Source organism: Variovorax sp. Soil_C_17, from assembly GCF_057657265.1.
Map to the genome: position 1 here is coordinate 1,314,590 of NZ_JBDGIT010000001.1, position 18,965 is coordinate 1,333,554.

An 18,965-nucleotide genomic window follows, 5' to 3' on the forward strand; every position below is an offset into this window, starting at 1 on the left:
TTGTTCAAGAAGATCCTTGTGGCGAACCGCGGCGAGATCGCGGTGCGGCTGGTGCGCGCGCTGCGCGATCTGGCCATCGCGAGCGTGGCCGTGCATGCGAAGGACGATGCCGCTGCACTGCACGTGCAGCTGGCCGATGCCGCCGTGCCGCTGGACGCGACCGGCCCCGCGGCCTACCTCGACGGCGCTGCGTTGATCCAGATCGCGTGCGCCCAGGGCTGCGATGCGGTGCATCCGGGCTACGGCTTCCTGAGCGAGCGGGCGGATTTCGCGCAGGCATGCGCCGATGCGGGACTCTGCTTCGTCGGCCCGACGCCCGGCCAGCTCGCCCTCTTCGGCGACAAGGCGCGCGCTCGCGCGCTGGCACAGCAGTGCGATGTGCCGGTGATGCCGGGCAGCGCCGGGGCGGTGACGCTGGCCGAGGCGCAGGCCTTCTTCGCGGCGCAGCAGGCGGAGGAGGCGGCGGCCGGCGGCAACGGGATCGACGCCGGACCCGGCGTCATGGTCAAGGCCATCGGCGGCGGTGGCGGCCGCGGCATGCGCGCCGTCCTGAACGCGCACGATCTGCCCGAGGCGCATGCACGCTGCATGTCCGAGGCCAAGGCGGCCTTCGGCGTGGAGGGCGTGTACGTCGAGCGCCTGATGCGCAATGCGCGCCACATCGAGATCCAGGTGCTGGGCGACGGCCACGCGGTCGCGAGCCTCGGCGAGCGCGAATGCACGCTGCAGCGGCGCTTCCAGAAGCTGGTCGAGATCGCGCCCAGCCCCTCGCTGTCGCCGGCCCTGCGCGAGCGCCTCGTGCAGGCCGCACTGCGCATGGCGAAAGCCGTGGGCTACCGGGGCCTGGGCACCTTCGAATTCCTGGTCGACGAGCACTCGGCGAGGCTGCCCTTCGTCTTCATCGAGGCCAATCCGCGCCTGCAGGTCGAGCACACGGTGACCGAGGCCGTCACGGGGCTCGACCTGGCGCAGCTGCAGATCGGCGTCGCGGCAGGGCAGTCGCTGGAAGCGCTCGGCATCGAGGCCGACCGCAGTGCCGCGCAGCGCGGCTTCGCGGTGCAGTGGCGTCTCAATGCCGAGACGCTCGACGCGCAAGGGCAGGCGCGACCGGCCGGTGGGCGCTTGTCGCGCTTCGACCTGCCGGCAGGGCCCGGAGTGCGCGTCGATACCCACGGCTACGCCGGCCTGGCGCCTTCGCCGCACTACGACACGCTGCTCGCCAAGCTGATCGTGCATGCCGCCTCGCCGCGCTTCGATGATGTCGTGCGGCGTTCGCTGCGTGCCCTGGAGGAATGCCGCATCGAGGGTGTCGCGACCAATCTGGCGTTGCTGCGCGCGATCGGCGAGCGCCCCGAATTCGCCACGCAGAAGCTGCACACGCGCTTCGTCGAGGCGCATCTTTCCGACCTGCTCGCAGCGGCCTCGCGTCTGGATGCGTCGGCTGCGAGGGCGGCCCACGCGCCCGCGATCGAACTGAACGCAAAGGCGTCGCAGCAGGACGAAGACGAGGACGGCCTCGTCGTCAAGGCGCCCATGCCGGCCCGCCTGGTGCAGTTCGAAATCGCGGTGGGCGATGTGCTGCCGGCCGGCGCGCAACTCGGCGTGCTCGAGGCGATGAAGATGGAGCATCTGCTGCACGCCCCCGCGGCCGGCCGCGTGATCGCGCTGCTGGCCGCGCCCGGCGACTACCTGGTGGAGGGGCAGTCGCTGCTGCGGCTCGAGGCAGTGGAAGCACAGGCCGTCGAAGCCGAATCGCAGGGCGAGCAGGACCTCGATGCGATCCGGCCCGACCTGCAGAAGGTGATCGATCGCCACGCCTTCACCCTCGATGCGAACCGCGGCGCCGCGGTCGCGAAGCGCCACGCCCAAGGCGGCCGTACCGCGCGCGCCAACATCGCGGACCTGTGCGACCTGGCCGAGACGCCCGGCAACTTCAGCGAATACGGGGCCCTCGCGGTCGCCGCGCAGACACGCCGCCGCACGCTCGAGGACCTGATCGCCCACACGCCGGCCGATGGCATGGTGACCGGCATCGGCAGCGTCAACGCCCGCCGGTTCGGCCCCGAGAAGTCGCGCTGTGTCGTGATGGCATACGACTACACCGTGCTCGCCGGCACGCAGGGCATGCGCAACCACCACAAGACCGACCGCATGCTGGGCATCGCGCACCAGCTGAAGCTGCCGGTGGTGCTGTTCGCCGAAGGCGGCGGCGGGCGCCCGGGCGACACCGACATGCCGATCGTCGCCGGCCTCAACAACCACACCTTCAGCCAGTTCGCGGCGCTCTCGGGCCAGGTGCCGGTGGTCGGCATCGTGCATGGGCGCTGCTTCGCCGGCAATGCGGCGCTGCTGGGCTGCGCCGACGTGATCATCGCCACCGAGGCCAGCAACATCGGCATGAGCGGGCCGGCCATGATCGAGGGCGGCGGGCTCGGCACCTTCGCGCCCGAGCAGATCGGACCCAGCGGCGTGCAGTCGCGCAACGGCGTGATCGACATCCTCGTGAAGGACGAGGCCGCGGCGGTGGCGGCGGCGAAGCAGTACCTCGCGTACTTCCAGGGGGCGACGAGCGATTGGCGGTGCGCCGACCCGCGTGCGCTGCGCCACGCGGTGCCCGAGAACCGGCTGCGCGTCTACGACGTGCGCGCCGCGATGCGCGGCGTGGCCGACACCGGCTCGCTGCTTGAACTGCGCGCGGGCTTCGGCAGCGGCATCGTCACCGCGTTGGCGCGCATCGAGGGCAAGCCGGTGGGCTTGCTGGCGAACAACCCGCACCACCTCGGCGGCGCCATCGACGTCGAGGCCGCCGACAAGGCCGCGCGCTTCATGCAGCTGTGCAATGCGCACGGGCTGCCGCTGATCGCCCTGTGCGACACGCCGGGCTTCATGGTCGGTCCCGAGATCGAGGCGCAGGCGCAGGTGCGCCATGTGTGCCGCATGTTCATGGTGGCCTCGCACCTGCGCGTACCCTACTTCGCCGTGGTGCTGCGCAAGGGCTACGGCCTGGGCGCGCAGGCGATGACGGCCGGGGGCTTCGATGCGCCGGTCTTCACCGTCGCCTGGCCGACCGGCGAATTCGGCGCCATGGGGCTGGAGGGCGCGGTGCGGTTGGGCTTCCGCAAGGAGCTGGAGGCCGCGGCCGAAGGGCCCGAGCGCGATGCCTTGTTCAAGAAGCTGGTCGCGCAGCAGTACGCGAACGGCGAGGCGATCCACATGGCGCAGACGCTGGAGATCGACGCCGTGATCGACCCCGCCGACACCCGCGCCTGGCTGGTGCGCGGGCTCGCGTCCGCCGCAACGGCGCAGCGGCCGGCCACCCCCTACGTCGATACCTGGTAGCGCCTCGTCCGACACCGGCCGGGACGAGGCTTGCATACACTGGCTCGCTTGCGCAAGGACCTGGTTTCACGACGACGCTTCGCCCAGGCCGGGCTCGCGCGCTGCGCGGGCCTGGGGCTGCTTGCCGTCATGCCGTTTCCTCTCGGCGCGCAGCCGAAGCCGGCACAAACGCCGCGCTGGGCCGCCAGCTGGGCTTCGGCACCGCTCGACTACATGCCCGCGCCGCTGTTCCCGGGCTTGCCGGCACTGCCCGCCAGGCCGCAGCATTTCGACGGCCGGAGCCTGCGCCAGCAGATGGTGTCTGCCCTCGGCGGCGAGGGCATGCGCGTGCGTTTCTCGAACCTGTTCGGGCGCCGGCCGCTGCGCATCGTGGATGCCAGCGTGGCGTTCGCCGCCGGCGTGGACGCGGTGGCGCCGGCCAGCCTGCAGCGGCTGCGTTTCGGCGGTCGCACCGGCATCACGATCGCGCCGGGCCGCGAGGCCTGGAGCGATGGCGCGCGGCTCGCGGTCGAGCCCGGCCAGGCGGTGGCGGTGAGCTACCAGGTCGAGGCGGGCACTCCCTTTGCCACCATGCACCCGCTGGGCGCCACGGTGATGGTGCCCGGCGCTGCGGTGATGCGCGCGAAATGGCCCGGTGCCGTCCCCTCGCCGATCAACCACGTCGTGACCGGCCTGGACGTCGCGGTGCAGGCCACGCCGCGCGTGGTGGTGGCCTTCGGCGACTCGATCACCCAGGGCACGAGCAACGGCGAGGCGCTGCCCGCGAGCTACCCGGACCGGCTGGCCGCGCGCCTGCGCGAGCAGCCCGGCGGCCATGGGGCCTTCGCGGTGATCAATGCCGGCATCGGCGGCAACCGGCTGCTCGTGGACGGCACGGGCCCGCGCGGCATCGAGCGCTTCCGGCGCGACGCGCTCGAACAGAGCGGCGTGACGCATGTGCTCATCCTGATCGGCATCAACGACCTCGGCGTGAGCCTGCCGGTCGCCATGCAGGGGCTGTCGCCGGCCTTCCGGCCGGCCAGTGCCGAGCAGCTCGCGGCCGGGCTGCAGCAGTTGATCGAGCAGGCGCGCGCCCGCGGCGTGAAGGTGCTGCTGGGCACGATCACGCCCTTCAAGGGCGCGGCCTACTGGAGCGAGGAGAAGGAGCTGCGCCGGCAGGCCCTGAATCGCTGGGTCCGCGGCCGCCAGGACGTCGATGGGGTGGTGGACTTCGACCAGGCGCTGCGCGACCCCGTCGATCCGGCCGCGATGAAGCCGCTCTACGACAGCGGCGACCACCTGCACCCCGGTCCGGCCGGCTACGCCGCAATGGGCGATGCGATCGACCTGCGCGAGCTGCGAGAGTAGGCCGCAGGACGCAACAAAAGGCGACAGAGCTTTACAAAAAGCTTCGGGCTGGGCTTACAAGGGCTTCACATGGCCCAGGGAGGATGAAGGCTCCTCCAACAACTCATGAGGGGTTCCCCATGAAAAAACTCGCGATCTCTTTTGCTGTAGGTGCTGCGTCGCTTCTGTCGGCGGGGACGGCCGTGATGGTGGTCCCGACCACCGCGCAGGCGCAGCCGGCGATCGTCATCCAGACGCCGCCGCCTCCGCCGCGCAGTGAACGCGTGCCCCCGCCGCGCCGCGGCTACGTGTGGGCACCGGGCCACTACGAGTGGCGCAACGGACGGCATGTGTGGATCAACGGCGGGTGGGTCCGCGCGCGGCCTGGCTATGCCTACCGTGCGCCCGAATGGCGTGAGCGCGACGGGCGCTGGGAATACAACCGCGGCCGCTGGGACCGCGATCGCGACGGCGTGCCGAATCGCTACGACCGTGACCGGGACAACGACGGCGTGCCGAATCGCCGTGACCGTGATCGGGACAACGACGGTGTCCCGAATCGCTATGACAACCGGCCCAACAATCCCAACCGCAGCTGATGTGAGCCGTTGACAACGAACGCCCGCTTTCGCGGGCGTTTTTTTTGGGCTAGGCTTCAGCGAAGCACGCCGAACGCCAGCGGCATCAGGAGCGCCGCCAGCACGACCTGCAGACCGAGCGCCAGCCCCGCGTAGGCCCCGGCATCCGCGTTCACATGCAGCGCACGCGCGGCGCCGATGCCATGGGCGGCGGTACCCAGCGCGAAGCCGCGTGCCGCGAAGCCGGTGGGATCGGTGCCGATGCGCAGGGCATCGAAGAGGTACTTGCCCGAGAGCGCGCCGATCATGCCGGTGAGCACCGCGAACACCGCCGACAGCGCCGGGATGCCGCCGATCTTCTCGGAGATGCCCATCGCCACCGGCGCGGTGACGGACTTGGGCGCAAGCGAGAGCACCACGTCGTGCGGCAGTCCCACGGCCCAGGCCAGGGCCACGGCCGAGGCGCTCGCGGCGATGCCGCCCAGCAGGGCGGCGAGCAGCACGCGGCCGAAGCGCGCCTTGAGTTCCGCGCGCCGCTGCCACAGCGGCCACGCCAGCGCGACCACGGCCGGCCCAAGGAGGAAGTGGATGAACTGCGCGCCCGCAAAGTAGCTGGGGTAGTCCACGCCGGTCGCGAGCAGGCCGCCGGCCAGCACGATCACCGACCACAGCACCGGATTGGCCCAGGGCGCACTGCCCAGCCGCGCATAGGCCGCGCTCGCGAGCAGGTAGGTCACCAGCGTGGCCGTGAGGCCGAAGAGCGGCGTGGCAGAGAGATAGATCCAGAGCTCGACGAAGCGGGGCATGGGATCAGCGCTCCGCCTCGTGCCCGCGCCGGCGGTCGGGCCAGTAGAGCACGGTTGCCGTCACCGCCAGCCCGATCCAGGTCGACAGCACGATCACGAACAGCATGCGGCCGCCGTATTGCGCGAGCAGCCCGAGGTGCGTCATCACGCCCACGCCGACCGGGATGAAGAGCAGCGACAGGTGCGAGAGCAGGAAGTTCGCGCATTCGGCCACCGGCTCGCGCACGAGCTCGAACCGGAGCGCGGCGAGCAGCAGCACCAGGCCCAGCACCGGGCCGGGCAGCGGAAGCGACAGCCCGCGCGACAGCAACTCGCCGATCGATTGCAGGGCCAGAAGCCAGGCGAGGCCGCGCAGTCCCTTCATCGTCAGAAGCGCGGCAGGTCCGCGTGCGGCATCCGTCCCGCGCGGAACACCTGCTTGCCGTATTCCGCGCAGCGCTGCAGCGTCGGGATGGTCTTGCCCGGATTGAGCAGCCCCGCCGGATCGAAGGCGCGCTTGACCCCGAACATCTGCTCGTTTTCCTCGGCCGTGAACTGCACGCACATGCTGTTGAGCTTCTCGACGCCCACGCCGTGCTCGCCCGACACGGTGCCGCCCATGGCGACGCTGGTTTCGAGGATGTCGGCACCGAAGAGCTCGCAGCGGTGCAGCTCGTCGGGGTCGTTGGCGTCGAAGAGCACCAGCGGGTGCAGGTTGCCGTCGCCCGCATGGAACACGTTGCAGCAGCGCAGGCCGTACTTCTTCTCCATCTGCTGGATGGCCAGCAGGATGTCGGCCAGGCGCTTGCGCGGGATGGTGGAGTCCAGGCACATGTAGTCGGGGCTGATGCGGCCCGAGGCCGGGAAGGCGTTCTTGCGGCCACTCCAGAACTTCAGGCGTTCTTCCTCGCTGGTGCTCACCGAAATCGCGGTGGCGCCGGCCGTCCGCAGCACCTCGCTCATGCGCGCGATCTCTTCCTCCACCTCTTCCGGCGTGCCGTCTGATTCGCACAGCAGGATCGCCTCGGCCTCGAGGTCGTAGCCGGCGCGCACGAAGTCCTCGACGGCGGCGGTCATGGGCTTGTCCATCATCTCCAGGCCGGCGGGAATGATGCCGGCGGCGATCACCGCGGCCACCGCGTCGCCGGCTTTGCGCACGTCGTCGAAGCTGGCCATGATGCAGCGCGCCAGCTGCGGCTTGGGCACCAGCCGGACCGTGACCTCGGTGGTGACGGCGAGCATGCCCTCGCTGCCGACCACCAGGGCCAGCAGGTCCAGGCCGGCGCAGTCCAGCGCCTCGCTGCCGAACTCGACCGGCTCGCCCTCGGCGGTGAAGCCGCGCACGCGCAGCACGTTGTGCAGCGTCAGGCCGTACTTGAGGCAATGCACGCCGCCCGAGTTCTCGGCCACGTTGCCGCCGATGGTGCAGGCGATCTGGCTGGAAGGGTCGGGTGCGTAGTAGAGGTTGAAGGGCGCAGCGGCTTCGCTGATCGCGAGGTTGCGCACGCCGCACTGGACCACCGCGGTGCGGCTGACCGGGTCGACCTTCAGGATGTCGTTGAACTTGGCCAGCGAGAGCGTCACGCCCATCGCATGCGGCATCGCGCCGCCCGAGAGCCCGGTGCCGGCGCCGCGCGCCACCACCGGCACGCCCAGCGCGTGGCAGGTCTGCAGCACGGCCTGCACCTGCGCCTCGGTCTCGGGCAGGGCCACCGCCAGCGGGCGCTGGCGGTAGGCGGTGAGGCCGTCGCATTCGTAGGGCGTGGTGTCCTCGGCTTGCCAGATCAGCGCATGGGCGGGCAGCCGCGCCTGCAGCGCGCGTACCACCTCGGCCTGGCGTTCCGAAGCCTGGAGACCTTCGCGCTGGGTGCTTGTCGTGGGCGCGTTCATGGAGCGACTCTAAGGCAAGCAGCGCGGCCTGCGCTACTTGAAGACGACGGTCCGGTGCCCGTTGAGCAGCACCCGGTGCTCGCTGTGCCACTTGACGGCGCGGGCCAGCACCTGCGTCTCGGTGTCGCGGCCGCGGGCAGTCAGGTCCTCCACCGTGTCGGTGTGGTCCGCGCGCTCCACGTCCTGCTCGATGATCGGCCCCTCGTCGAGATCGGCCGTCACGTAGTGCGCGGTGGCGCCGATCAGCTTCACGCCGCGGTCGTGCGCCTGGTAGTAGGGCTTGGCGCCCTTGAAGCTGGGCAGGAAGGAATGGTGGATGTTGATCGCTCGGCCGGCGAGCTGGGTGCAAAGATCGTTGCTCAGGATCTGCATGTAGCGCGCCAGCACCACCAGCTCGGCGCCCTCGGCCTCGATGATCTCCAGCTGCTTCGCCTCGGCCTGCGCCTTGGTGGCGGCCGTCACCGGGATGTGGTGGAAGGGCACGTTGTAGCCGGCCGCCAGCTGGTAGAAGTCGCGGTGGTTCGACACGATGGCGCGCACGTCGATCGAGAGCAGGCCGCTCTTCCAGCGGAACAGCAGGTCGTTGAGGCAGTGGCCTTCCTTGCTGACCAGGATCACCGTCTTCATCGGCTCGGCCGCCACGTGCAGCTTCCAGCGCATCCCGAAGCTCTGTGCCAGTGCGGCGATCTGCTCGCGCAGCGCGGCCTCGCCATGGTCGGCGCAGGCGAAGCGCACGCGCATGAAGAAGAGGCCGGTGCCGTGGTCGTTGTACTGCGCCGCTTCTTCGATGTTGCCGCCGCGCTCGAGCAGGAAGCCGGACACGGCGTGGACGATGCCGGTGCGGTCGGGGCAGGAAAGGGTGAGGATGTACGCGGGGGTCATAAGGGGCAGGATTGTCGCAGGGCTGCCGAATCTCGCGCCCGGTGCCAAAATGCCCTTCCCCCCAGCGTCCACCCTGCAGGAGCGAATAGATGGCCTACAACGACTTCAGCATGGACAACCAGTGGTTGCCCTTCACCCCCAACCGCCATTTCCGCAAGGACCCGCGCGTCTTCGTGGCGGCCGACGGCATGGAGTTCACCACGCACGATGGCCGCAAGGTGATCGACGGCATTTCCTCGCTGTGGTGCGTGGGGGCGGGCCACAACCGCAAGCCCATCAACGAGGCGATCAAGAAGCAGCTGGACACGCTCGACTACGCCACGGCCTTCCAGGTCAGCAACGACAAGGCCTTCAAGGCGGCCGAAGCGATCGCCGCCATGGCACCCGGCGACCTCAACAAGGTGCTGTTCTGCAACTCGGGCAGCGAGGCAGCCGATACCTCGTTGAAGGTGGCGCTGGCCTATCACCGCGCGCGCGGCGAAGGGCATCGCAATGTCTTCATCGGTCGCGAGAAGGGTTACCACGGCGTGGGCTTCGGCGGCATGTCGGTGGGCGGCATTCCCGGCAACCGCAAGGTCTTCGGCTCGGCCTTCCTGCCGCGGGTCGACCACATGCGCTTCATCCACGATCCGGTGAACCATGCCTACATCCACCACCAGGACCCGGTGTGGGCCGAGGACGCGCTGGCCGACCTGGAGCAGCGCATCCTGCCGCTGCACGACCCGAGCAACGTGGCCGCGATCATCGTGGAGCCGGTGGCGGGCTCGGCCGGCTGGTATTTGCCGCCAAAGGGCTACCTGCAGAAGCTTCGCGAGATCTGCGACAAGCACGGCATCCTGCTCGTCTTCGACGAGGTCATCACCGGGTTCGGGCGCATGGGCACCAACTTCGCTTCCGACTTCTACGGCGTGGTGCCCGACATGCTGAACTTCGCCAAGTGCGTGACCAACGGCGTGATCCCGCTGGGCGGCGTGATCTGCCGCGACAAGCTCTACGACGCGATGATGAACACCTCCGCGCCCGAGCACGTGGTGGAGTTCTTCCACGGCTACACCTACTCGGGCCATCCGGTGGCCTGCGCTGCGGCGCTCGCGACGCTCGATCTCTTCGCCAAGGAGAAGCTCTTCGCGCGGGCGGGCGAGATGGGCCGCGTGCTGGGCGATGCCTTCCACGGCACCTTCAAGGGCCTGCCCAACGTGATCGGCATCCGCAGCCTGGGGCTGGCGGCGGCGGTGGAGTTCGCGCCGATCGCGGGCGCGACGGGCAAGCGGGCCTACGACATCTTCCTGGACTGCTTCCACAAGGGCGCGCTGGTGCGCCCCGCCGGCGACGTGATCGTGATCGCGCCGCCCTACGTGGTCGAGAAGTCGCACATCGACGCGCTGGTCAACACGCTGGCGGATTCGATCCGCAAGAACGCCTGAGCAAAGCCCAGGCGGCCTAGCCTGGGGGGCGGGTCTGTGCCCGCAGCGTTGCGCAGTGGTCCTTCTCGGGCAGCGCGGGCGTCTGCCAGACGGCGTCGAAGGCGCCCGGCGGGCGCTGCGGGTCGGAGGCGGCGCCGGCCTGAAGCGCAACCGTCTTCACCGCGAGGTCGCTGGGCAGGTGCTGCGGCACGCCCAAGGCCTTGGCACTGTGGCCGGCACCGCTCACCAGCAACACCGTCTTGCCCGGCACGCGAGCCTTGAGGAGGGTCTGCGCCATGGCGCGGTCGCGGGCGATCTGGATGCGCGTCATGGGGCCGATCTGCGACTCGGGCAGCAAGCGGCAGTGGCCCTCGCGCACCGCCTCCTGCTGGGCCTTGAGCGCCTCGGCGCCGAGCTGCGCGTCGAGCGAAACGTCGGCCATTGCATCCTTCATGCGCGCACGCGGGAGGTTGGCCCCGAGCACGGGCACGCCGGCGCGCACCGCGGCCATGACGACCGGGCCGTAGGCGCTCCAGGGCCAGGCCTTCTCGTTCCAGCCCAGGGCGGCCTGCACCTGGGCGTCGGTGGCCGTTGCGCCCAGGTGGGCGGTGCTGCCGCCTTCTTCGGCCATCTCGATGACCAGAGCCGCCAGCCGCCCGCGCGCCACGAGCGCCTCCACGGTCTCGCGTTCGATCGCCTGGTGTTCGGGGGCGTCGTGCTGTTCGCCCAGGAGCAGGGCATCGGCCGGCAGCAGTGCCATGGCGCGGCGGGCGACCGGCGCATCCGCCAGTGGCCGGGAAGACGCGCAACCCGCGAGCATGGCCACCGCCAGCAGTGCGGCCGGCCAGGCGGGTGAGAAAAGGGAGCGACGCGGCATCGGGCCATACTACGCGAGGGCGGCCGCGCCGCGTCGCCATCCATCGCCTCTTCCTCCCGTCCGTGCCTCCGTTTCGATTGACGCTGCGCGTCCTTGCCACTCTCTTGCTTGCGCTCGCGGCCGCAGGTGCCTGTCTCGCGTTGCACACCCCGCTGCCCTGGATGATCGGCCCGCTGCTGGCGGTGTCGCTGGCCTCCATCGCCGGCGCGCCGACCGCGAGCTACACGCCGCTGCGCAATGCCGGTCAATGGGCGATCGGGATGGCGCTCGGGCTCTACTTCACGCCGCAGATGGTGGGGCTGGTGGCCGGGCTGTGGTGGGCCATCGTGCTGGCGATCGTCTGGGCGCTCGGATTGGGTTGGCTGTTCGCGCAGGGCTTGCAGGCGCTTCATGCGAAGCGTATGCCCCATGTGCCAATGCGTTCAATGAGAGCCACGACTTACTTCTCGGGCGCGATCGGCGGTGCGTCCGAGATGACGCTGCTGGCCGAGCGGGCGGGCGCACGCACCGATCTGGTGGCCGCCGCCCACAGCCTGCGGCTGGTGCTGGTCACGGTGGCGATTCCCTTCGCCATGCAATGGAGCGGCCTGCACGGGCTCGAGCTTCATGCCGCGGGGCCGCGCGAGGTGCTTTGGAGCGGGCTGGCGCTGCTCGTGCTGGCGACCGGCGTGGGTGGGGTGGCGATGCGGCTCGCGGGGCGCACCAATCCCTGGTTCATCGGCCCATTGCTGGTGTCCATGGGCTTTGCCGTGGCCGGCCAGCCGCTGTCGGCGGTCCCCGCGTGGCTGTCGAACGCAGCGCAGCTGGTGATCGCAGTGAGCCTGGGCGTGCGCTTCAGCCGCGAGTTCCTGCACACGGCGCCGCGCTGGCTGGCAACGGTGGCGCTGGGAACCCTGGGGATGATCGTGCTGTGCGCCGGCTTTGCCTGGCTGCTGGCCTGGGGGACCGGGCTGCATGCGGCGACGCTGATTCTCGGCACCTCGCCCGGCGGCATCGCCGAGATGGCGATCACTGCCAAGGTGCTTCAGCTGGGAGTGCCCGTGGTGACGGCGTTTCAGGTGTGCCGGCTGGTGGCGGTGCTGCTGATCGTCGGGCCGCTGTATGGCCGCTTGTACGGAGCGGGGAAGAAGCTTCAGTGAACCAGCACGGGCGTGTGGGCGAGCTCGGCGTAGCCTTCGAGCGTGTCTTCGACCTCTTCCTGGGTCGGCGTGTTGAGCTGCCACGCGGCGATCTGCTGCTGGAACAGCTCGGCCCAGGAGCCGTCGAGATACACCTCCTTGCCGGAGCGCTTGTCCACGATCTCGAAACCATGGCGGGCCAGCACGGGAATGTTCGGCGCCACCGGCGTGTCGCCTTCGGTCGGCTGTACGTGCACGACGACGAAGGATTCGGAGTCGTAAAGCATTTGCATGGCGGGTCCAGTGAGGATGTCTAAGGCCTTCATGGTCGTTAGATAGCACTTACCGCGCCAGTTTCAATATGCACTGTTGTTTTGTAGGCACGCACCGTTATTTTTTGTGCATTTTTTGGCTTCAGGGGCGGGCGTTCCGGGCATCGCGCAACTGGAAATCCGCGAAATCGCCATTGGCCTGGGTTTGCCTGATCCGCACGGGCAAATAGCCGAGTTCGGGCGCGATCCAGAGCTCCACCTTGTCGTCGTAAGGCTTGCGCGGGTTGCGCGTGAGCTTGCGGGCGTTGAACTCGCCGGCCGGCAGGTTCAGGTGCTCGTCGTCCTCGACCTTGAAGATCCAGAGGTCGGCATCGCGCGGACCGACGGTCTGGATCGCGAAGGCCGCGCCGGGCGGATAGCGCGCTGGATCGCCGGCCATCAGCGCGCCGAGCTGCAGGATCACGCTGAGCCGGTCCTGCGCGCCGGGCAAGAGCGGCACGCTCGGCGCGTTGTTGCTGAACACCACCTGGGCCTGCTCGCGCATGAAATGCGCGGCCACCTCGCTGCGGCGCGTGTCCGAGAAGCGCGCGGGCTCGATGCCGCCGGGGCCGATCACGCCCTTGCTGTGCTGGCTGCGAAGGGTCTTGAAGAGGAAATTGAGCGAGAGCTGGGCGTCGTACTGCTGGCCGTCCTGTTGCCAGATCAGCTTGCCGAACACGCCCTGCATCGGTGCGGCGCCGATCTGGCCGGTGACCGCGAAGGCGAGCTGCACCGAGCCGGGAATCTGCATCGGAGCCGGCGCTTCCGCCTGGCCCGCAGCAGCCCCGCTGCCCGCTGCCCCTGCCGGTGCGGCGCCGGTGCCTGCGGCATCGCCCGCGGCGGCCGCGCCTGGAGCGGCTTCGGCGGCGGGCGGGTCTGCCGGCGCCTGGGCCGCAGCGGGCGCCGTCTGCTCGGGCGCCGGGCTTTCGGTGGGCGCCGGACTTGGGGCCACAGGGGCGGGCGGCCGCGCCGCCGGCCGGGGTCGCGGGGGCCTGGGTGCAGGCGGCTTCGCTGCGGCGGGCGGCCGTGGCGCTGCTGCGGGCTCGGGCGCCGGCGGCGCGATCACGATGGTGCGCGTGATGAACTTGCCGGCCAGCGGCGAGGGACGCGGCCCCCCCGCCAGGGGAGCCAGCGCCAGCAGGGCCAGGTGCGCGAGCAGCACGGCGCCCGCCAGCAGCGCCAGCGCGCGCCAGGGCGGGCGCGGGACGCTGGGCAGGGCGGGAGCGGCGGGACGCAGGTGCATCGGGAGTGGATCGGAGGCTGCTGCCAAGGTTCAGCTCGGTACACTGCCGCCCGTCCAACCAGTTTAGTGGCAGCGGTGCCGTGCCGGCATCGCGCCCGCCTCATCCATGAAACTCGCCACCCTCAAGGACGGCTCGCGCGATGGCCAGCTGGTCGTCGTCTCGCGCGACCTGGCCAGCGCCCACTACGCCACCGGCATTGCCGATCGCCTGCAGCAGGCGCTCGACGACTGGGGCTTCGTCAGCCCGCAGCTGCAGGATCTTTCGGACGCCCTGAACGCCGGGCGCGCCCGCCACGCCTTCCCCTTCGACCCCGCCCAATGCATGGCGCCGCTGCCGCGCGCCTACCAGTGGGCCGACGGGTCGGCCTACCTCAACCACGTGGAGCTGGTGCGCAAGGCGCGCAACGCCGAGGTGCCCGAGAGCTTCTACACCGACCCGCTGATGTACCAGGGCGGCAGCGACGACTTCCTCGGCCCCTGCGACCGCATCGTGGTGGCGAGCGAGGCCTTCGGCATCGACTTCGAGGCCGAGATCGCCGTGATCACCGGCGACGTGAAGATGGGCGCCACGCCCGCCCAGGCGCTCGACGGCATCCGCCTCGTGATGCTGGCGAACGACGTGAGCCTGCGCAACCTGATCCCGAACGAGCTGGCCAAAGGCTTCGGCTTCTTCCAGAGCAAGCCGGCCACCGCCTTCAGCCCGGTGGCCGTCACGCCCGACGAACTGGGCGAGGCCTGGCAAGGGGGGCGGGTGCACCTCACGCTGCAGAGCAGCTGGAACGGCCGCAAGGTCGGCATGTGCGACGCCGGCGAGGAGATGACCTTCCACTTCGGCCAGCTGATCGCGCACATCGCCAAGACGCGCAACGTGCGCGCCGGCAGCATCGTGGGCAGCGGCACGGTGAGCAACAAGGGGGTCGAGAAGAACGGGCGGATGGAGTGGCCCAAGGGCTACAGCTGCATCGCCGAGAAGCGCTGCATCGAGACCATCCAGGATGGCCAGCCGTCCACCGAGTTCATGAAGTACGGGGACACGATCCGCATCGAGATGAAGGGGCGGGACGGGCAGTCGATCTTCGGGGCGATCGATCAGGAAGTGGCTGCGCCCTGATCGCCCGGTGCCGCCGGATCGGCTTGGCCGACGTGGCTGTCCGCGTGGCGGAAGAGACGGTCGCTGGTGGTGACGATGTGCTCGCGTCAACGAGACGTGTCGCAAACTTTTTATTTCGACGACACATCAACCCGGCGCGCCGCGCAGCAAGTCCTTCAAGCTCCGTATCCCCAACCGCCGAAACGCCCGGTATTGATGGGTCCGCACCGTGGTGAGCTCGACCCCGATCTCGCGCGCCGTTTCCTTGGCGGTCCGGCCGGCCAGCAGGTGGCCGATCACCTCGCGCTCGCGCAGGCTCAGCGCCAGCAGGCGGGTGCCCAGGCTGGGCTCGGCCGCCTCGCGCGCCGCCATCGCGCTGCGGCCGTGGGCGAGGGTCGCGTCGGCGAGCAGGGTGGCGTGGGCCTCGAGCAGCGCGAAGTCCCGCGCATCGAACTCCGCTTGCGCGAGGCTGCGGTAGAAGCTCACGGCCGTGCGCTGGCCGGTAGGCAACAGCAGCAGCACCGAGGCGCGCTCGCGAATGCCCACGTCGCCGTAGCAGGCGGCGCGGTAGGCCGGGTCCGCCACCTCCTCGGCGACCTGGTGGCCCATCCAGAGCTGGGGCCGCTTGGGCAGCTTGCGGCCGGCGAGCCACACCATGTTGGGATCGAGCCGGTCGAAGCGCTGGGCCACATAGCGCTCGGCCGTGCGCTCTGCCGTGCTGCCGTAGCTGCTGGCGGCCGATACGGTCTCGATGCGGCCGCTGGCGCTCACGGCGAAGACGGTGCAGAAGGTGACCGGCAGCACCCGGTGCAGGGCGCTCAGGTAGCTGGCCGCCAGGTGCGGCGTGCCGATGCCGGCGAGCACGCCGCTGACCACGGGGGCCGCGAGCGTGTGCTCTTCGGCGCTGCGCAAGGGCCAGCGTCTCATGGGGGTCTCAGGGTTATCACTTCGTACGAAGTTAGGACATCGGCGCTCCGAAGGCATCGGGACAATCCCTTCGCATGAACACCGCTGTCCTGCCCCCACCGGCCGCGCGCCCCGGCGATGCCGCCACCGGCCCCCTGCCGCCCGCGGCGGGCGAGCTGCCGCCGCCGGTCGGCGATTTCCGCTACACCCGCTTCGCACCCATGCTGCCGCCGCTCCAGAACGGCGCCGAGGTCGGCCGTCATCCCGTCGTGATCGCCGGCGGCGGCCCGGTCGGCATGGCGCTGGCGCTGGGCCTGGCCAACCACGGCCTGCGCAGCGTGATCCTTGAAGCCGACGACACGGTGTGCGTCGGCAGCCGGGCGGCCTGCGTCTCGCGCCGCAGCCTGGAGATCGTCGAGCGCCTGGGCGCGCTGCCGGCCTTCCTGGCCAAGGGCCTGGCCTGGACCGGCGGGCGCAGCTTCTACAAGACCGAGGAGGTGTTCCGCTTCGAGATGCCGCACGACGCGCGGCAGAAGCTGCCGCCGATGATCAACCTGGAGCAGTACTACATCGAGCAATACCTGCTCGACGAGATCGTGCGCCGCAACGCAGCGGCGCCGGGGCTGATCGACATCCGCTGGGGCACGGAGCTCGCCGGCTTCACGCAGGATGCCGAGGGGGTGGTGCTGCAGGCGCGCAATGCCCTGGGCGCATACACCTCGAGTGCGCAATGGCTGGTGGGCTGCGATGGCGGCCAGAGCTTCGTGCGCAAGTCGCTGGGCCTCAACCTGGAGGGGACGGCCTACGAAGGCCGCTACGTGATCATCGACATCGAGCTCCACAGCACCCACCCGACAGAGCGCCGCGCCTGGTTCGACCCGCCGTGGAACCCCGGCTCGACGGTGCTGATGCACCGCCAGCCCGACGACATCTGGCGCATCGACTACCAGCTGCGCGCCGGCCAGAGCACCGAGGAGGCGCTGCAGCCCGCGGCGGTGGCCGAGTTCGTGCAGCGCCACCTCGACGCCATCGGCGAGGGCCACCTGCCCTGGAAGACGGTGTGGACCTCGGTCTACCGGGCCGGCGCGATGACGCTTTCGAGCTACCGCCACGGCCGCGTGCTGTTCGCAGGCAATGCCGCGCATGCGATGCCGATCTTCGGCGTGCGCGGGCTCAACTCCGGCTTCGACGACGCCGACAACCTGGCCTGGAAGCTGGCGCTGGTGGCGCGTGGCGTGTCGGACGCGTCGCTGCTCGACAGCTACTCGCAGGAGCGCATCGCCGCCTTCCACATCAATGCAGAGAGCGCGATGCGCAGCACCGAGTTCATGTCGCCGCCTTCGCGCGGCTTCGACCTGCTGCGCGAGGCGGCGCTGTCGCTCTCGGGCGCGCAGCGCGGCATCGCGAACCTGATCAACCCGCGGCAGACGCAGGCCGTGAGCTACGAAGGCTCCGCGCTGTCCAGCGAGAGCGACGAGCTGCCGGCCGGCCCGCGGCCCGGCGAGACCCTGCCCGAGCAGTCGCTGGCGCCCGGGCTTCATCTCACCGACTGGGTCGGGTCGCACTTCACCGTGCTCGTGCTCAACATCGATCGCCCGGACGCCGGCTTCGAAGCCGAGCTCGCCGCCGCGCAGGCCGGCCCCCTGCGGCCGGTACTGCGCGTGTTGCCGCCCGCTGCAGAACATGCCCCGGTGTTCGAGGCGCTGGGCGCAGGGCAAGGCGCGGTCTATCTGCTGCGGCCGGACGGCCATGTGGCCGCGCGCTGGCGCCGCGTGCCGCCGGGTGCCTTGGCCCAGGCGCTCGCGCGTGCATCGGCGCTCGCCGCCCAAGGAGATCGCATGGGCCGCCGGGCCGCTCCCCAGTCGAACAGCACCGCAGCCGAAGGCGAAGGTACTCCAGTGAGCGCCGCCCGGCCGCCCGAAGGCGCTCGCACCGCAGCCGAGGGCCAAGGTATTCCAATGACTGCCGTCCTCACGCTCGAAGCCCGCGACCGGCTCTACGCCGAATGCGCCAACGCCATCAGCGAAGCCGGTGCCGAGCGAGAATCCCTCTTCCTCTCGCGGCTCGTCCTGCTGCTGTTCGAGCAGATCGGCGACGAGGCACGTTGCCGTGCCGCACTCGCCGAAGCGCTGCGCGAACTGCCGGTGCCTTCGCTGTCCGCAGTACCGGCCGATGCCGGAACGGATTGATTCCCTCGCTCACCGAATCACAAACCCAGGAGACTTCATCGATGGACCGCAGAACCCTGCTCACCACCCTCGCCGCCACCGCGGCGGCCGGCGCCGCACCGTGGGCGCGCGCGCAGAACTACCCCGAGCAGCTCATCAAGTGGGTGGTGCCCTATCCGGCCGGCGGCGGTACCGACGTCATCGCGCGCACCCTGGCCGAGGCCATGCGCCAGCCGCTGGGCCAGCAGATCGTGATCGACAACCGCCCCGGCGCATCGACCAACATCGGCGCCGACCTGGTCGCCAAGTCCAAGCCCGACGGCTACACCATCATGTCGGCCGACAACGCGGTGCTGGCTTTCAACGAATACCTGTTCAGCAAGCTGCCCTTCAACCCCGAGAAGGACTTCAGCTACATCGGCGCGATCGGCAAGTTCCCGCTCGCCCTGGTGGTGCACCCGGACTTCCCGGCCAAGGACTTCAAGGCCTTCCTGGCCTACGTGAAGGCCAATCCCGGCAAAGTGAACTACGCCTCGCCGGGCAACGGCTCGCCGCACCATCTGGCGATGGAGATGTTCAAGAACCGCACCGGCACCTTCATCACGCACATCCCTTATCGCGGGGCCGCGCCGGCGATGGCGGACGTGATGGGCGGCCAGGTTCCCTGCATGTTCCTCGACCTCGCCTCGGGCCTGCCGATCATGCAGGGGCAGAAGGTGCGCGTGCTGGCCATCGGCTCGGCCGCGCGCTCGAAACTGCTGCCCGATGTGCCGACACTGGCAGAAGTGGGCGTGCCCAACACCGAGGTGTTCGCCTTCCAGGGCATCCTGGGCCCGGCCGGCCTGCCGGCGCCGGTGGTGAGCAAGCTCAACACGGAACTCAACCGCGCCTTCAGCGTGCCCGCGGTTCAGAAGCGCTTCAGCGACTTCGGCATGGAGGCGATGCCGGGCACGCCGCAGCAGTTCGCGGCGCTCTCGCGCGCCGAGTCGAAACGCTGGGGGCCGATCATCAAGTCGGCCGGCATCAAACTCGATTGAGAACTCGAAGGC

General features: G+C 70.2%; 15 protein-coding genes and 1 pseudogene. 8 read left to right on the forward strand and 8 right to left on the reverse strand.

Annotated features, from left to right (window positions below):
- The 3 genes from AC3A6Y_RS06355 to AC3A6Y_RS06365 all read left to right on the forward strand — a co-directional run bounded on the left by AC3A6Y_RS06355 (position 1) and on the right by AC3A6Y_RS06365 (position 5,264).
- On the forward strand, positions 1-3,339 hold the full coding sequence (locus AC3A6Y_RS06355) for a carboxyl transferase domain-containing protein (protein WP_487867361.1): 3,339 nt from the start codon (positions 1-3) through the stop codon (positions 3,337-3,339).
- A gap of 48 nt (positions 3,340-3,387) precedes the next feature.
- A complete protein-coding gene (locus tag AC3A6Y_RS06360; RefSeq protein ID WP_487867362.1) occupies positions 3,388-4,686 on the forward strand; it encodes an SGNH/GDSL hydrolase family protein in 1,299 nt (432 codons plus the stop codon).
- 119 nt (positions 4,687-4,805) lie between these two features.
- Entirely contained in the window at positions 4,806-5,264 is a 459-nt protein-coding gene (locus AC3A6Y_RS06365) for a thrombospondin type 3 repeat-containing protein (RefSeq protein ID WP_487867363.1), read from the forward strand.
- 56 nt (positions 5,265-5,320) lie between these two features.
- Here the strand turns inward: AC3A6Y_RS06365 and AC3A6Y_RS06370 are convergent, their stop codons facing one another.
- The 4 genes from AC3A6Y_RS06370 to purU are packed head-to-tail and all read right to left on the reverse strand — an operon-like array spanning position 5,321 to position 8,800.
- A complete protein-coding gene (locus AC3A6Y_RS06370; protein ID WP_487867364.1) occupies positions 5,321-6,049 on the reverse strand; it encodes an LrgB family protein in 729 nt (242 codons plus the stop codon).
- A 4-nt stretch (positions 6,050-6,053) separates the two neighbouring features.
- Entirely contained in the window at positions 6,054-6,413 is a 360-nt protein-coding gene (locus AC3A6Y_RS06375) for a CidA/LrgA family protein (protein ID WP_487867365.1), read from the reverse strand.
- A 2-nt stretch (positions 6,414-6,415) separates the two neighbouring features.
- Complete coding sequence (locus tag AC3A6Y_RS06380; RefSeq protein WP_487867366.1) at positions 6,416-7,918, reverse strand: FAD-linked oxidase C-terminal domain-containing protein; 1,503 nt, start codon at positions 7,916-7,918, stop codon at positions 6,416-6,418.
- A 33-nt stretch (positions 7,919-7,951) separates the two neighbouring features.
- Positions 7,952-8,800: a formyltetrahydrofolate deformylase gene (purU, locus tag AC3A6Y_RS06385; protein WP_487867367.1), complete on the reverse strand. Its 849-nt coding sequence runs from the start codon at positions 8,798-8,800 to the stop codon at positions 7,952-7,954.
- An 89-nt stretch (positions 8,801-8,889) separates the two neighbouring features.
- On the opposite strand from purU, the gene aptA reads away from it, so the two are divergent.
- Positions 8,890-10,224 (forward strand): omega-aminotransferase AptA, encoded by a 1,335-nt coding sequence (gene aptA / locus AC3A6Y_RS06390; protein ID WP_487867368.1) that lies wholly within the window; start codon positions 8,890-8,892, stop codon positions 10,222-10,224.
- Between the two features lie 16 nt (positions 10,225-10,240).
- Here aptA and AC3A6Y_RS06395 read toward each other — a convergent pair whose 3' ends face one another.
- A complete protein-coding gene (locus AC3A6Y_RS06395; RefSeq protein ID WP_487867369.1) occupies positions 10,241-11,080 on the reverse strand; it encodes a ChaN family lipoprotein in 840 nt (279 codons plus the stop codon).
- Between the two features lie 140 nt (positions 11,081-11,220).
- Between AC3A6Y_RS06395 and AC3A6Y_RS06400 the strand changes: the two genes are divergently transcribed.
- Entirely contained in the window at positions 11,221-12,219 is a 999-nt protein-coding gene (locus AC3A6Y_RS06400) for an AbrB family transcriptional regulator (RefSeq protein ID WP_487867370.1), read from the forward strand.
- On the opposite strand, the gene AC3A6Y_RS06405 is transcribed toward AC3A6Y_RS06400, so the two are convergent.
- Positions 12,213-12,491, reverse strand: a complete 279-nt coding sequence (locus tag AC3A6Y_RS06405) for a BTH_I0359 family protein (protein ID WP_487867371.1) — start codon at positions 12,489-12,491, stop codon at positions 12,213-12,215. The two genes, AC3A6Y_RS06400 and AC3A6Y_RS06405, sit on opposite strands and share 7 nt — an antisense overlap.
- Before the next feature lie 121 nt (positions 12,492-12,612).
- Positions 12,613-13,752 (reverse strand): DUF3108 domain-containing protein, encoded by a 1,140-nt coding sequence (locus AC3A6Y_RS06410; protein ID WP_487867372.1) that lies wholly within the window; start codon positions 13,750-13,752, stop codon positions 12,613-12,615.
- A 106-nt stretch (positions 13,753-13,858) separates the two neighbouring features.
- Between AC3A6Y_RS06410 and AC3A6Y_RS06415 the strand changes: the two genes are divergently transcribed.
- Positions 13,859-14,863: a fumarylacetoacetate hydrolase family protein gene (locus AC3A6Y_RS06415; protein WP_487867373.1), complete on the forward strand. Its 1,005-nt coding sequence runs from the start codon at positions 13,859-13,861 to the stop codon at positions 14,861-14,863.
- A gap of 126 nt (positions 14,864-14,989) precedes the next feature.
- On the opposite strand, the gene AC3A6Y_RS06420 is transcribed toward AC3A6Y_RS06415, so the two are convergent.
- Positions 14,990-15,769, reverse strand: a complete 780-nt coding sequence (locus AC3A6Y_RS06420) for a LuxR C-terminal-related transcriptional regulator (RefSeq protein WP_487867374.1) — start codon at positions 15,767-15,769, stop codon at positions 14,990-14,992.
- A 74-nt stretch (positions 15,770-15,843) separates the two neighbouring features.
- Between AC3A6Y_RS06420 and AC3A6Y_RS06425 the strand changes: the two are divergent.
- Together AC3A6Y_RS06425 and AC3A6Y_RS06430 are read left to right on the forward strand one after the other, a co-directional pair.
- A pseudogene (locus AC3A6Y_RS06425) lies at positions 15,844-17,562 on the forward strand (FAD-dependent monooxygenase); the annotation flags it as partial.
- A gap of 416 nt (positions 17,563-17,978) precedes the next feature.
- Entirely contained in the window at positions 17,979-18,953 is a 975-nt protein-coding gene (locus AC3A6Y_RS06430) for a Bug family tripartite tricarboxylate transporter substrate binding protein (RefSeq protein ID WP_487867375.1), read from the forward strand.
- The last annotated feature ends 12 nt before the right edge of the window (positions 18,954-18,965 follow it).

Coding starts and splice junctions, on each gene's coding strand:
- AC3A6Y_RS06365 (WP_487867363.1), top strand. CDS start 4,806: ATGAAAAAACTCGCGATCTCTTTTGCTGTAGGTGCTGCGTCGCTTCTG.
- AC3A6Y_RS06370 (WP_487867364.1), bottom strand. CDS start 6,049: ATGCCCCGCTTCGTCGAGCTCTGGATCTATCTCTCTGCCACGCCGCTC.
- AC3A6Y_RS06375 (WP_487867365.1), bottom strand. CDS start 6,413: ATGAAGGGACTGCGCGGCCTCGCCTGGCTTCTGGCCCTGCAATCGATC.
- AC3A6Y_RS06380 (WP_487867366.1), bottom strand. CDS start 7,918: ATGAACGCGCCCACGACAAGCACCCAGCGCGAAGGTCTCCAGGCTTCG.
- purU (WP_487867367.1), bottom strand. CDS start 8,800: ATGACCCCCGCGTACATCCTCACCCTTTCCTGCCCCGACCGCACCGGC.
- aptA (WP_487867368.1), top strand. CDS start 8,890: ATGGCCTACAACGACTTCAGCATGGACAACCAGTGGTTGCCCTTCACC.
- AC3A6Y_RS06395 (WP_487867369.1), bottom strand. CDS start 11,080: ATGCCGCGTCGCTCCCTTTTCTCACCCGCCTGGCCGGCCGCACTGCTG.
- AC3A6Y_RS06405 (WP_487867371.1), bottom strand. CDS start 12,491: ATGCAAATGCTTTACGACTCCGAATCCTTCGTCGTCGTGCACGTACAG.
- AC3A6Y_RS06410 (WP_487867372.1), bottom strand. CDS start 13,752: ATGCACCTGCGTCCCGCCGCTCCCGCCCTGCCCAGCGTCCCGCGCCCG.
- AC3A6Y_RS06415 (WP_487867373.1), top strand. CDS start 13,859: ATGAAACTCGCCACCCTCAAGGACGGCTCGCGCGATGGCCAGCTGGTC.
- AC3A6Y_RS06420 (WP_487867374.1), bottom strand. CDS start 15,769: ATGAGACGCTGGCCCTTGCGCAGCGCCGAAGAGCACACGCTCGCGGCC.
- AC3A6Y_RS06430 (WP_487867375.1), top strand. CDS start 17,979: ATGGACCGCAGAACCCTGCTCACCACCCTCGCCGCCACCGCGGCGGCC.